We start from the raw sequence: 13,631 nt of genomic DNA, 5'->3' as shown, positions 1-13,631 counted from the left end.
GGCATCTGATCCGCTACGGACCGTGCCCAGCTGCGGTGCCCGTGACGCGAGGAGGGGCGGGGCGCCGGGCGTGAACGCCCGGCGCACGGGGCGTACTTCGGGCGGCGGTCCGCGCCGCCGTCACCGGGGGCGCGCCGCCCGCTCCGGCCGTCGGCCGATCCGTGCGAACCGCACCGGGGTCCCCGGTACCGCCTGCGCCGCCGCGGCCAGCCACCGCTCCGGGACGACCCCCACGACCGGGTAGCCGCCGGTCGTGGGGTGATCGTGCAGGAACAGCACCGGCAGGCCGTTCGGCGGCACCTGGAGCGCGCCCAACGGCATGCCCTCGCTGGCGAGTTCGCCGTCCCGGGCGCGCTCCAGGGACGGGCCCTCGGTGCGCAGCCCGATCCGGTTGGAGGCCGCGGAGACCCGGAACCGGCCGGCGGCCAGCGTGCGCAGCCCGGTCGCGGTGAACCAGTCGTCGCGCGGACCGGGCAGGAACGGCAGCACGAGTTCGGCCGCCGGCCCGGCGTGCGGGACCGCGTCGGCCGCCGCCGGGGGACCGTACGGCGACCCCAGCGGGAGCACCGCGCCGTCCGCGAGCGGGGCCGGGCCCAGGCCGGAGAGGAGGTCGGTGGCGCGGCTGCCGAGCACCGGCTCGGCGTCGATGCCGCCGGCGACGGCGAGGTAGGCGCGCAGCCCGTGGGTGGCCGTCCCGGCCTCCAGCACGGCGCCGGCCGGGACGTGGACCGGGGCGCCCCACGGGGCGGGGCGGCCGTCCACCGTCACCGGGCAGGGGGCTCCGGTGACCGCGACGGTGGCGGCGGTCCGCAGCCGGACGGCGCAGCCGGTGAGGGTGGTCTCCAGGGTGGCCGCCGACGCGGGGTTGCCCACCAGGCGGTTGGCGAGCCGGTGTGCGGGCCCGTCCAGCGCACCGGAGTGCGGCACCCCCAGGTGGGCGTGGCTGGGCCGGCCGAGGTCCTGGACGGTGGTGAGCGCACCGGCCCGGACCACCGAGAGGGCGCGGTCGGTCATCGGGCGGGCTCCTCGGGGGCGCGGTCGGGGCGGGACGGGGCGGTGCGCGGGGTCGGGACGGTGGCGTCCGCGGGGACGAAGCGGACCGGGGTACCGGGGGCGAGCAGCGCCGCCGGTTCGCGCCGGGGATCCCACAGGACGGCGTCGGTACGGCCGATCAACTGCCAGCCGCCGGGGGAGGAGCGCGGATAGATCCCGGTGTACGCGCCGGCCAGGCCGACCGACCCGACCGGGACCCGGGTGCGGGGGTTCTCCCGGCGGGGGACGTGCAGGTGCGCGGGAAGCCCCGTCAGATAGCCGAAGCCGGGCGCGAATCCGCAGAACGCGACCCGGAAGGTGGTGCCGGAGTGCAGGCGGACCACCTCGTCGGCGGACATCCCCCACAGCGCGGCGACCTCGGCGAGGTCGGGACCGTCGTAGTGGACCGGGAGCTCCACGGCGGGGCGGTCGTCGGTGGTCGGCGGAGGGATCCGCCAGCCGGCCAGCTCCGCGGCCAGCGCGGACGGGTCGGCCAGGCCGTCGAGGAAGACCGTGCGGGCGGCCGGCACCATCTCGCGGACCGCGGGGAGGGTGCCGGCGGCGGCCCGGCGCAGCAGCTCGGCGTGCAGCGCCTCGACGTCCCGGGAGGTCGGCAGTTCGATCAGCAGCCCGTGGTCGCCGACCGGCAGCGTCGTCAGGGGCGGCAGCCCGGCCCCGCCGGTCGCCGCCCCCGCGCCCTGGGACGTCATGCGAAGCTCCGGATGTGGACGCCGGCCGCGGTCAGCTCGGACCGGACCCGTCGGGCCAGCTCCGCGGCGCCCGGGGTGTCGCCGTGCAGACACAGGGAGCGCGCGGCGACCGCGATCCGGGTGCCACCCAGGGAGGTGACCGCCCGGTCGCGGGCCAGGCCCACGGCGCGCTTGACCACCGTGTCGGGGTCGTGGACGACCGCGCCCGGCTCCCGGCGCGGCACGAGCGTGCCCCGGTCGGTGTAGGCGCGGTCGGCGAACGCCTCGCCGACGACCGGGAGTCGGGCCTCCGCGGCGGCCCGGTGCAGTTGGGACCCGGGCAGCCCGAGGACCGGCAGGCGACCGCCCGCGGCACGGATCCCGGCGACCACCGCGGCGGCCTGTTCGGCGTCGTGGACGCAGCGGTTGTAGAGCGCGCCGTGCGGTTTGACGTAGCCGACGCGGGCGCCGGCCGCGCGGGCGAAGACCTCCAGCGCGCCGATCTGGTAGGTGATCTCGTCGGCCAGTTCCTCGGGCGGCACGTCCATGGCGCGGCGGCCGAAGCCGGCCAGGTCGCGGTAGGAGACCTGGGCGCCGATCACCACCCCGCGCTCGGCGGCCAGGGCGCAGACCCGGCGCATCGTGCTCGGGTCGCCGGCGTGGAAGCCGCAGGCGACGTTGGCGCTGGTGACGACGGACAGCAGGGCCTCGTCGTCGGTGAGCTGCCAGCGGCCGAACCCTTCGCCGAGGTCGGCGTTGAGGTCGATGAGGGGAGGGGCCGCGGAGTCGCTCATGGATGTCCGTTCCGGGTGCGCGGGTGCAGGGATGCGGAGGGGGAGGGGAGGGTGACAGCAAGCGAGAGGGGGATGGGGGAGGGGAATGTGGGGGGAGAACGTGGGGGGCCGCAGCGCAAGTCAACGTACAGATCGTTGAACGATCCGACAAGAGGTGTGTTGTCCCGTCCCGTCATCTGGGATTGACTTCGGCTGACAGCGCAGCGGGACGGGCCTCGCCGGTCCGTCCGAACGGACGGAGCGGACAGCGGTATGGCCGGCGGAGTGGCGAAGAACGATCAGCGGCGGCTCGCCGAGGTCGCGGGACTGGAACGGGACCGCGCCCTGCTCGGCCGCGCCAGCACGGCCGAGCGGGTCGCCGACATCCTGCGCGAACGGATCACCGAGGGCTACTTCCCGCCCGGCGTGCGGCTGTCGGAGGAAAGCATCGGTGGCGCGCTGGGCGTCTCGCGCAACACCCTGCGCGAGTCGTTCCGGCTGCTCACCCACGAGCGGCTGCTGGAACACCGGCTCAACCGCGGGGTCTTCGTGCGGATGGTGACCGTCGAGGACCTCGACGACATCTTCCGGGTGCGGATGCTGGTGGAGTGCGCCGCGGTGCGCGGGCTGGGGCCGGGGCCGTACGACGCCGCGACCGCCCGTTCGGTGGCGGCGATCGAGGAGGCGGTGCGGGCCGGCGAGGCGGCCGCGGCGGACCGCGTCTGGGCCGAGCTGTCGACCGCCAACCTCCGCTTCCACCAGGCCGTCGTCGCGCTGGCGGGCAGCCCGCGCACCGACGAGCTGATGCGCGGCGTGCTGGCCGAACTCCGCCTGGTCTTCCACGTGATGGACGACCCGCGGCGCTTCCACTCGCCCTATCTGGTCCGTAATCGGCAGATCGCCGAGACCCTGCTGGCCGGCGACGCGGTCGAGGCCGAACGGCTGCTGCGCGCCTATCTGGAGGACTCGCGCGCCCAGCTCTCCGCCGCGTACGCCCAGCGCATCGCCGAGGGCTAGGGCCTGTCCGACCCTCGCCCATCGGGCAGAGCCATCGAGCGGACCCGGCGGACCGACCCCCGGTCCTGTTTTGTCGTCCCCAACCCCTTGTCGGATCGTTCAACAATCGCATAGCCTCCGCTGCAATTCCTGAGCAACCCTTCAACGCTCCCCCAGTGTCCGCTGCCCGTCGCCGTCGCGGCGCGCATCCGCGGGGGACCCGTCTACGCGGAAGGCGGATCCATGATCGTCCTCCTCGGCGTGCTCGTGGTCGTGATCGGCTTCGCCACGAAACGCAATGCCCTGCTGGTCGTCGCGGCGGCCGGCATCATCACCGGTCTGCTCGGCGGGCTCTCGCCCGCGAAGGTGCTGGCCGCCTTCGGCGAGGGCTTCGCCGGCAGCCGCGCGGTGACCATCTTCGCGATCACCCTCCCGGTCATCGGCCTCCTGGAGCGCTACGGCCTCCAGGAGCAGGCCCGCACCCTGATCGCCCGGTTCGGCCGGCTCACCACCGGGCGGTTCCTCGCGCTCTACCTGGGCCTGCGGCAGATCGGCGCGGCTGTGGGCCTGACCAACGTCTTCGGGCACGCCCAGACCGTCCGCCCGCTGGCGGTCCCGATGGCGGAGGGCGCCGCCGAGCGCCGCTACGGCCAACTCCCCGCCCGCACCCGGGAGAAGATCCGCTCGTTCGCGGCCGGCGCGGACAACGTCGGCCTCTTCTTCGGGGAGGACGTCTTCCTCGCCGTCGGCTCGATCCTGCTGATCACCGGCTTCGTCAACACCACCTACGGGACCCACCTCGAACCGCTGCACCTGGCGCTGTGGGCGATCCCCACCGCGCTGTGCGCCTTCGTCGTCCACGGCTGGCGGCTGCTGCGACTGGACCGCTTCCTGGAGCGCGAACTGCTCGCCGCCGACACCCACCCCACCACCGCAGAAGGGGCCGACCGATGATCAAGGCAGAGTGGTTCTACTGGCTCGTCGGCCTCAGCTTCCTGGTGATGGCCGCCCAGATGGTCACCGACCGCAGCAACCCCAAGCGCTTCGGTACCGGCGCCTTCTGGGGCCTGATCGGCGCCGGGTTCATCTACAGCAGCTGGGTCGTCACCAAGCAGGCGCCGGCCGAACCGCTGGGCGCCGCGGTGCTCGTCATGGCCGTCCTCGCCGGCTTCGGCTTCACCGGCCGCGGCACCCCGCGCACCACCACCCCCGAGGAGCGCACGGCGAGCGCCGCCCGGCTCGGCAACAAGCTCTTCGTCCCGGCCCTGACCATCCCGGTCGTCGCGATGGCCTGCGCGATCGGCGTCAAGCACCTGTCCATCGGGGGCGAACCGGTCCTCCAGACGGGCAGCGAGACCATCCTCGGCCTCGGCCTCGGCGCGGTCGTCGCGCTCGTCGTCGGCATGGTGCTGCTGCGCGAGAAGCGCCTCTCGGTGCCCGTGCAGTCCGGTCGCACCATGCTGGAGGCGATGGGCTGGGCGATGCTGCTGCCGCAGATGCTGGCCACGCTCGGCGCCATCTTCCAGGTATCCGGCGTCGGCGGGCAGGTCGGCAAGCTCGCCACCGCCGTGCTGCCGAAGGACTCCCTCTACGTCGCCGTGGTCGTCTACTGCGTGGGCATGTTCGCCTTCACGCTCATCATGGGCAACGCCTTCGCCGCCTTCCCCGTGATGACCGCCGCCGTCGGCTGGCCCGTCCTGATCGGGCACTTCCACGGCAACCCGGCCGCCGTCCTGGCCCTCGGCATGCTCGCCGGCTTCTGCGGGACGCTGGTCACCCCGATGGCCGCCAACTTCAACATCGTCCCGGCGGCGCTACTGGAACTGAAGGACCAGTACGGGCCCATCAAGGCGCAGTTGCCGACCGCCGGCATCCTGCTGGGCTGCAACATCGTGATCATGGCGCTGTTCGCGTTCTGACCCGCCCCGACGGTCGCCCACGGTCGTCGACGTCCGCTCCGCCCGCCTTCGCACCGCCCGAGAGGGACCGCATGACCTCCGCCACCCCGCCGAGCCGCACGACTCCCACCCCGCCCACCCGCGTCCTGTTCACCGGCTTCGAGCCGTTCGGCGGCGAGCCCACCAATCCGTCCTGGCGCGCGGTGCGCGCCGCGGTGGCCGCCCCGCTCGACGGGCTGGCGCTGCACGCCGCCGAACTCCCCTGCGTCTACGGCGAGTCGTTGACCGTCCTGCGCACGGCGATCGACGAGGTGGATCCAGACATCGTGGTATGTGTCGGACAGGCGGGCGGGCGCCCGGACCTCACCGTCGAACGCGTCGCCCTCAACGTGGACGATGCCCGCATCCCCGACAACGCGGGCGCGGAACCGATCGACGCGCCGATCGTGCCGGGCGGTCCCGCCGCCTACTTCGCCACCCTGCCGATCAAGGCGTGCGTGGCCGCGGTGCGCGCCGCGGGCCTGCCGGCCTCGGTCTCCAACACCGCCGGGACCTTCGTCTGCAACCACGTCTTCTACGGGCTCGCCCACCTCATCGCCACCGAACTGCCCCATGTGCGCGGCGGATTCGTGCACATCCCCTACGCGCCCGAGCAGGTCACCGACCGCGCCCAGCCGTCGCTGCCGGTCGACGCGGTCGCCACCGCGCTGCGCGAGATCGCCGTCACCGCCGCCCGCACCCGCACCGACCTGCGGGTCGCCGAGGGGGCCACGCACTGAGCCGCCGGCGCCGCCGGTAAAATGACCGGTCGGCCGGCCCGTGGGCCCCGTCGGGAATCCGGCGGCGGTCCGCCCATGAGCCGATCCGCGCCGTTTCGTCCGTTGTCGGTGCCAGCGCCTACGCTGTGCGACGTGACTTTCTCCGCCCCGGGGGCCGCTGCGCCCCAGCTCAACGGCCACGGCCGGCCCGCGCCGGGCCCGGCCGCCGACGAAGGACTGGCCCGCCGGCTGCGCGCGCTGGCGTGCACCGCGCCGCTGCACGACCTCGACGCGCGCAAGGCCAACCTCGCGGGCGAGTACGGGGTCTACGCGATGGCGGAGGTGGCGCTCGCCGTCATCGACCTGGTCACCCTGAACATGGACTTCGACACCGGCGCCGACCACGAGGAGATAGTGGCCAAGGTCCTCCCGCGGATCGCCGCCCAGGCCCCGGACCGCCCCGCCGCGGAGCACGAGCGGGTGGCCCGCTGGGTGCTGGAGAACCTCATCAACGTCGGCAGCGTCGACCGCGGCTTCCGCGCCGTCTACGGCACGTTCGACACCGACGGCGCATACGTCCGCCGCGACTACGACTTCAAGCTCGTCGAGGAGGTCCCCGGCGCCGGCGGCACGGTCTACCTCCGCGCCACCGACGAGGCGGTCAACGTCCTCGTCGGCGCCCTCGACACGGACGTCACCAGCGCCCAGATCGCCGCCGAGGTCAAGCTGGAGGTGCTGATCAGCCGGGGCCGGCTGGCCGACGCCCAGCTCGCCGCCGAGCAGGCCCGCTACCGCACCGTCCAGTACGCCGAGACCCTCCGCAAGACCCTGGAGGCCACCCGGCGCAACGTCCGCTCGGTCGACTGGCTGCGCACCGTCCCCGACATGATCAACGAGGCCCTGGACCACGTCGCGGACCGCTACCGCCACGAGAACGCCATCCTCACCAACATCCGCAAGGCCCGCGACGAGGCCGAGGCCGTCGACGCGCGCACCGGCGAGCACAAGCGGCGCGCCGCCGAGCTGGTCGACATCGTCAAGGACTGCATCCGCCGGCACACCCAGCTGCAGTCCCGGCTCCTGGAGGCCGGCCCGCTCTTCCGGGCCGAGCAGGACCGCCAGGCGTTCGCCGCCCCCGCCGCCCGCACCGGCCTCGACCTCTACGGTCAGCTCGTCGCCCCCGTTCTCCCGCTCCCCGTCGAGCAGGCCACCCGGGTCACCGACGCCTTCTTCGCCCGCGGCACCGGCCTGCGCACCCCCGCCGCCGTCCGGGTCGCCGATCTCGTCGAGGTGCTGCTCACCCCGCCCGTGGAGCGCGAGCACCTGGGCGCCGAGATGCCCGAGCCCGACCTGGTCGCCACGCCCGACGACAGCCGCTTCAGCGAGGCCCAGCTCGACGCCGCGACGGCGCTGCTCGCGCTGCCCGCCGACGCCCCCCGCCGGCTCTCCGGCCTGCTCGCCGAGGCCCGCCGCGAAGACCCCGAACTCCCGTATCTGGTCGCCCTGTTGGCGGTGCACGCCGCCAGCCCCCCGGTCGGCACCGCCTACCGCCAGGGCGAGCAGCAGCTGCTCTTCGCCGTCGACGACGGCACCGAGCTGATCGACCCCGAGTTCGGCGGCGCCGACCTCATCGTCGGCACCGCCCTGCTGGACGCGGCCGGGATGGCCGCCGACCGCTCCGAGGTCGCCTGATGCCCGCCGCGCAGCCCCGCCTCCTGATAGCGGCCGGACCGCCCCCGCTCCGCTCCGCGATACCCCCGACCGTCCCCCGCAAGGAGCTCCTCCCGTGACCCAGTACGACGCCGACGAGGTGCCGCAGCCCGACCCGGCGCCGGACACCGGCGAAACGGCCTGGGGCGCGCCCGCCGACGCCCCCGAAACGCCCCCAGCGGCCCTCACCCCGGCCGACGCCGCCGACGCCGCCCGGCTGGTCTCCTTCGGCCTCCAGCCCAAGCTGCTGCCGGCCCGGGACGTCGAGTACGCCGACCTGCTCCGCCGCTATCGGGACGAGCCCGCCTTCGCCCGGCTCGCCGACGCCGTCGCCGGCGGCCTCGGCCTGGTCGTCCTGGAGGTCTCCACCCGCGCCGGGATGGCCGTCGCCGCCGCCGAGGACTCGGTTTTCGCGGTCCGGATGGGCGACTACGCCCGCCGCGCCTCCGCCGACTCCGCCGACCGCTTCCTGCACGGCCTGGCCCATCTGGCGATCGCCGCGATGTCCTTCCCGCGCCCCGAGGACCTCGCCGACGACGGCTACATCGGCCGGATCACCGTCAACGGCGTCGACGCCTTCGTCCGCCAGGCGTGCCGCCGCCTGGAGGAGCGCGCCGAGCAGGACGGCGAGAACACCGACCCGGTCACCGACGCTCCCGGCCTGGAGTCCGCCTGGCGGGTCTATGCCCGGCGCAGCGCCACCGGCGCCACCAAGGACGCCCGGCGGCTGGCCGGTTCGACCACCGGCATCATCGCCAAGGCCGTCACCTTCCTCGTCGACTCCGGCTTCCTCCAGCGCACCGGCGACGACGCCGGCGGCGCCTACCGCACCACCGCCCGCTATCAGCTCCAGGTCCGCGACATGGCCGGCACCGCCGCCATGGCCGAGCTGCTGGAGCTCGGCATCGTGCCGGTCTCCGACGGCAGCGCCTCGCTGCTGCCCGGTGAGGAGACCGACGACCTCGACCTGGTCGCCGAGGCCGGCCTGCCGTTCCACTCCGGCTGACCCCCCGCCGCCCTCCCCGCCCACCGACCCCTCCACACACCAACGAGAGTCCGCCATGTACGAGCTGTCCCGGGTCCGTCTCTACTCCATCGGGCCCGCCGGTGCGCGTTACGCCGACACCGTCCTGGACCTGCGCGGGGTCGGCGCGCCGGTGCCGCAGCCGGCCCCGGCCCAGGCGGACTTCTTCGAGGACGAACCGGTCGGCCCGCCGCGCCGCCCGGCCCCGGCCGGCGTGCTCTTCCTGGAGAACGGCGGCGGCAAGTCCGTCCTGCTCAAGCTGATCTTCTCGGTGATGCTGCCGGGCCACCGCAACACCCTCGGCGGCGCCAGCTCCGGCGTGCTGCGCAAGTTCCTGCTGGCCGACGACTGCGGCCACGTCGCCCTGGAATGGCAGCACGTCGTCACCGGCGAGTCCGTCGTGGTCGGCAAGGTCAGCGAATGGCGCGGCCGCCAGGTCTCCAACGACCCCCGCAAGTTCGCCGAGGCGTGGTACAGCTTCCGCCCCGGCCCCGGGATGAGCCTGGACTCCCTCCCGGTCGCCGAGGCCACCCTCGTCCGCCCCCGGACGGAGCACGGCGAGGGCGGCTCCGGCGCCCACGGCCGCCGCCGCACGATGAAGGGCTTCCGCGACGCGCTCACCGAGGCCGGCAAGAACTACCCCAACCTCGACGTGGTCTGGGAAGAGGTCCACGAGCGCTGGAACGAACACCTCGGCGACCTCGGCCTGGACCCCGAACTCTTCCGCTACCAGCGGGAGATGAACGCCGACGAGGGCGAGGCGGCCGGCCTCTTCGCGGTCAAGAACGACTCCGACTTCACCGACCTGCTGCTGCGCGCCGTCACCGACACCCGGGACACCGACGGCCTCGCCGACCTCGTCCACGGCTTCGCCCACAAGCTCGGCCGCCGCGCCGAGCTCACCGCCGAACGCGACTTCACCGCCGGCTCGCTGGACCTGCTCTCCAGGATCGCCGAGGCCGCCGAGGCGCGCGAACGGGCCCGCGAGGTGCACGCCGGCGCCGAGCGCCGCACCCGCGGCCTGGCCCAGCGGCTGCACGCCCGCGGCACCGAGGAGCGCGGTCGGGCCGCCGAGCTGGCCGAGGCGGTCGCCGCCGCCGCGCACCGGGTCACCGACGCCGAGCGCGGCCGCGAGCGCCGCTCCCTGGTATCCGCCGAACTCGCCTACCGGCACGCCTCGTTGGCCCTCGCCGCCGCCGAGAAGGGCGCCACCGCCCAGCGCCGCGAGCTCAACGACGCCCGGACGCTGCACAGTGCCTGGCAGGCCGCCGAGATCGCGCTGCGGCACCGGGCCGCCGCCGACCGCTCCGCCCGGGTCGCCGCCGCCATCCGCGAGGCCGAGCGGGACGCCGCCCCGGCGCTGGCCGCCCGCGCCACCGCCGCCGCCGACCTGGTGCGCGCCCTGCACGGCGCCGCCGAGGCCAGCGAACGCGTCGCCAACGAGGAGGAGGAGCGCTCCGCCGCCCTCCAGGAGACCGGCGAGTCCGCGCACCGCGCCGCCACCGGCGCCGCCACCCACGCCCAGCGCGCCCGCAGCGAGTCCGACCACCTCAAGCAGCGGCTCGCCGAGGTCGCCGAGGAGACCGCGGAGGCGGTCCGGGCCGGCTGGCTCGATGCCGCCCAGGGCGCTGACCCCGACGCCGACCCGGCCCGCGCCGCGCTCGCCGCCTCCGACGCCGAGAAGACCGCCGTCGAGGCGTGGGACGCGGCCCGCGAGTCGGCCCGGCACGCCACCGACCGGGCCCGCGAGACCGCCGCCCGGCACTCCGCCGCCGAACTCGCCGCGGCCCGCGCCGAGGACGCCGCCCAGGCCGCCGAGCGGGCCCACGACGCCGAGCGGCGGGCCGCCGAGTCGATCGGCGCCGAGCAGCGGCTCACCGAACTCCTCGGCCTCCCCGAGGCGTCGACGATCGCCCTGCCCGGCCCCCGCACGGCCGACGGCACCGGATCCGCGGCCCCGCGCCGCGCCGCCGGCCCGCTCACCGCGGAGGAGCTGGACCGCAGCGCCGACGCCCTGCACGAGCTGCTGGAGCAGGGCGTCGCCACCGCCGAGCGCCAGCTGTTCGACCTGCGCACGGCCGCCGCCGACGACGCCCGCATCCTGGGCGCACTGGGCGACGGCGGGCTGCTGCCGCCCGGCCCCGACGTACTGGCCGCGGTGGAGTATCTGGGCGAGCACGGCATCCCCGCGCTGCCCGGCTGGCGCTATCTCGCCCAGTCCGTCGACCCCGCCGACCACGCCCGGGTGCTGGCCGCCCGCCCCGAGCTGGTCGACGGCGTGATCATCACCGACCCCGACACCCACGCCCGGGCCCGCGAGGTGCTGGCGCAGGCCGCGCTGCTGCCCCGCTCCGCCGTGGCGGTGGGCACCGCCGCCGCGCTGCTGGCCCCCACCCCGGCCCCCGACGCGCAGGACAGCAGCGTCTCCGGCGTATTTCTCGTCCCGCCGAACCCGGCCATGCACGACGAGTCCGCCGCCGACGAGGAGCGCCGCGCGCTGCGCACCCGCGCCACCGAGCGCGACGAGGCGATCCGGGTGCTGGCCGCCCGCCTCGCCGGCGACCGCGCGCTCGCCGCCCGCCTCGGCTCCTGGCGCGCCGGCTGCCCGGCCGGCCGGCTCACCGAGCTCGCCGAGGCCGCGGAGGCCGCCCGAACCGCCGCGGAGGAGGCCGCCGCCGAGCTGGTCGAGGCCCGCACGGCCCGTGCCGAGGCCGACGAGGTCGCCACCGAGGCCACCCGGGTGCGCGACGAGCGGCAGGAGGCCGCCCAGCGCGCCCGGCGCGCCGCCGACCTGCTCGCCGGCCTCGCCCACCGGCTCCGCGAGCGCGCCGGCTGGCAGTCCCGGATGCGGGAACTGGCCGACGAGGCAGTGGAGTTCGAGGCCCGCGCCGAGGAGTGCGTGGACCGCGCCCGGGCCGCCGACGAGGACCGCCGGGCCGCCCAGCGGGCCGCCGACGACGCCCGCCGCACCGCCCGCGCGCTGCGCGCCGAGCGCGCCGAGATCGCCGGCGTCCCCGACGACCTGGGCGAGGCCCCGCAGGAGCCGACCGCCTCGCTGCCCGCGCTCCGCGAGGCGTACCGCGCCGCCTCCCAGCTCTACGAGAAGGTCGGCGTCGGCGCCGATCTGCGCGCCGAGCAGGCCCGCGCCGAGGGCGACGAGTCCGCCGCCCTGGCCGAGCTCAATCGCCTCACCAACAAGGTCCGCACCCGCGCCGAACAGCTGCTCCAGAGCCCGGACGCCGCCGACGGCCCGTCCCGGCAGGCCGCCGCCGGCCGCGCCGAGTCGCTGGTGCAGATGCTGGAGACCCGCGCCTCGGCGGCCAGCGAGCAACTCGGCCGGCTGCGCGGCGAGGCGGAGCGGCTGGCCCCCACCGACGGCGAGGCGCACACCGAGCTCCCCGAGGAGCTGGCACCCGCCGACGCCGACCGGGCCAAGGAGCTGCTGCGCACCGCCAACGGCGAACTGGCCACCGCCACCGAGGCACTTGAGGCCGCCCGCGCCGAGCACGAGGAGCTGCTGCGCGCACACCGCGGCGCCGAGGACGCGGCCGGCGGCTTCGACGAGACCGCCGCCCTGCTGCGCGATCTGCTGCGGGACCACCCGGACGCCGAAAAGGGGGCGGAGGGCGAGGACGCCGCCGTCGAGCCGTACGCCGGCGGTCCGGTCGAGGCCCGGCAGGCCGCCGCGGAGTCCCGCCGCTCGCTGCGCGGCTGCGCCGCCGACCTCTCCGCCGCCGAGGCCGCGGTCCGGGAGGCCGCCGACGTCCTCGTCCGGCACGCCAACGCCACCCGCTACGAGCAGGTGCGCACCCCCGCCCGGCAGCAGATCCGGGAGCTGCCGGCCGCGGCGCTGCCGGACCACGCCGCCAAGTGGGCGGAGGCGTTCGCGCCCCGGCTGCGGGTGCTCACCGACGAGCTGGCGCAGCTGGAGCGCAACCGCGACTCCATCGTCGACCGGCTGCGCGGTCTGGTCGAGTCGTCGCTGACCACGCTGCGCTCCGCCCAGCGGCTGTCCCGGCTGCCGGAGGGGCTGGGGGAGTGGTCCGGCCAGGAGTTCCTGCGGATCCGCTTCGAGGACCCCGACCAGGCCACGCTGACCGAGCGGTTGGGCGAGGTCATCGACGAGGCGACCCGCTCGGCGGTCAAGAAGAACAGCGACCTGCGGCGGGACGGGATGTCCCTGCTGCTGCGCGGGGTGCAGGCCGCGCTCCAGCCGCGCGGGGTGGCGGTGGAGATCCTCAAGCCGGACGCCGTGCTGCGCGCCGAGCGGGTGCCGGTGGGACAGATGGGCGACGTCTTCTCCGGCGGCCAGCTGCTGACCGCCGCCATCGCCCTGTACTGCACGATGGCGGCGCTGCGCAGCAACGACCGGGGCCGCGACAAGCAGCGGCACGCCGGCACGCTGTTCCTCGACAACCCCATCGGCCGCGCCAACGCCACCTATCTGCTGGAGCTCCAGCGCGCCGTCGCCGACGCCCTGGGCGTCCAACTCCTCTACACCACGGGCCTGTTCGACACCACCGCGCTCGCGGAGTTCCCGCTGGTGATCCGGCTGCGCAACGACGCGGACCTGCGGGCGGGCCTGAAGTACATCAGCGTCGAGGAGCACCTGCGGCCGGGCCTGCCGCAGGCGGACCCGTCCGGCGAGGTGGTGCACGGGGAGATCACGGCGACGCGGATGTACCGCCGCCCGGAGGAGCCGGCAGGGGCCGCGCCGACCGCCGGCTGAGCGGGCCGCCCCGGCCGAACGG

10 protein-coding genes are annotated in these 13,631 nt (G+C 75.7%); 7 read left to right on the top strand and 3 right to left on the bottom strand.

Annotated features, from left to right (window positions below; translation table 11 throughout):
- Positions 1-120: 120 nt before the first annotated feature.
- Genes JNO44_RS09250 through JNO44_RS09240 form a run of 3 tightly spaced genes read right to left on the bottom strand, consistent with a single transcriptional unit; the run spans position 121 to position 2,515 of the window.
- On the bottom strand, positions 121-1,014 hold the full coding sequence (locus JNO44_RS09250) for a 5-oxoprolinase subunit C family protein (protein WP_205362903.1): 894 nt from the start codon (positions 1,012-1,014) through the stop codon (positions 121-123).
- Entirely contained in the window at positions 1,011-1,742 is a 732-nt protein-coding gene (gene pxpB, locus JNO44_RS09245; protein WP_205362900.1) for a 5-oxoprolinase subunit PxpB, read from the bottom strand. Before pxpB ends, JNO44_RS09250 begins: the two co-directional genes overlap by 4 nt.
- Complete coding sequence (locus tag JNO44_RS09240; RefSeq protein ID WP_205362892.1) at positions 1,739-2,515, bottom strand: LamB/YcsF family protein; 777 nt, start codon at positions 2,513-2,515, stop codon at positions 1,739-1,741. Before JNO44_RS09240 ends, pxpB begins: the two co-directional genes overlap by 4 nt.
- 252 nt (positions 2,516-2,767) lie before the next feature.
- Between JNO44_RS09240 and JNO44_RS09235 the strand changes: the two genes are divergently transcribed.
- The 7 genes from JNO44_RS09235 to JNO44_RS09205 all read left to right on the top strand — a co-directional run bounded on the left by JNO44_RS09235 (position 2,768) and on the right by JNO44_RS09205 (position 13,609).
- Entirely contained in the window at positions 2,768-3,511 is a 744-nt protein-coding gene (locus JNO44_RS09235) for a GntR family transcriptional regulator (RefSeq protein WP_205362890.1), read from the top strand.
- A 222-nt stretch (positions 3,512-3,733) separates the two neighbouring features.
- A complete protein-coding gene (locus tag JNO44_RS09230) occupies positions 3,734-4,444 on the top strand; it encodes a DUF969 domain-containing protein (protein ID WP_205362888.1) in 711 nt (236 codons plus the stop codon).
- The gene (locus JNO44_RS09225) at positions 4,441-5,409 is read left to right on the top strand and encodes a DUF979 domain-containing protein (protein ID WP_073447397.1); all 969 of its coding nucleotides are present in this window, start codon (positions 4,441-4,443) and stop codon (positions 5,407-5,409) included. The genes JNO44_RS09230 and JNO44_RS09225 overlap by 4 nt, the downstream gene beginning before the upstream one ends.
- 71 nt (positions 5,410-5,480) lie before the next feature.
- Positions 5,481-6,167: a pyroglutamyl-peptidase I gene (gene pcp, locus JNO44_RS09220; RefSeq protein ID WP_205362886.1), complete on the top strand. Its 687-nt coding sequence runs from the start codon at positions 5,481-5,483 to the stop codon at positions 6,165-6,167.
- 132 nt (positions 6,168-6,299) lie between these two features.
- Positions 6,300-7,838 carry a hypothetical protein gene (locus JNO44_RS09215; RefSeq protein WP_205362883.1) on the top strand — a complete coding sequence of 513 codons (1,539 nt, stop codon included), beginning with the start codon at positions 6,300-6,302 and terminating at the stop codon, positions 7,836-7,838.
- Between the two features lie 94 nt (positions 7,839-7,932).
- Positions 7,933-8,862 carry a hypothetical protein gene (locus JNO44_RS09210; RefSeq protein WP_205362881.1) on the top strand — a complete coding sequence of 310 codons (930 nt, stop codon included), beginning with the start codon at positions 7,933-7,935 and terminating at the stop codon, positions 8,860-8,862.
- Positions 8,863-8,917: 55 nt separating this feature from the next.
- The gene (locus JNO44_RS09205; RefSeq protein WP_205362879.1) at positions 8,918-13,609 is read left to right on the top strand and encodes a coiled-coil domain-containing protein; all 4,692 of its coding nucleotides are present in this window, start codon (positions 8,918-8,920) and stop codon (positions 13,607-13,609) included.
- Positions 13,610-13,631 lie beyond the last annotated feature (22 nt).

The sequence above is a fragment of the Streptomyces noursei genome (assembly GCF_016917755.1).
Lineage (GTDB): Bacteria > Actinomycetota > Actinomycetes > Streptomycetales > Streptomycetaceae > Streptomyces > Streptomyces yunnanensis.
This window is presented reverse-complemented; position numbering and strand designations above follow the sequence as displayed.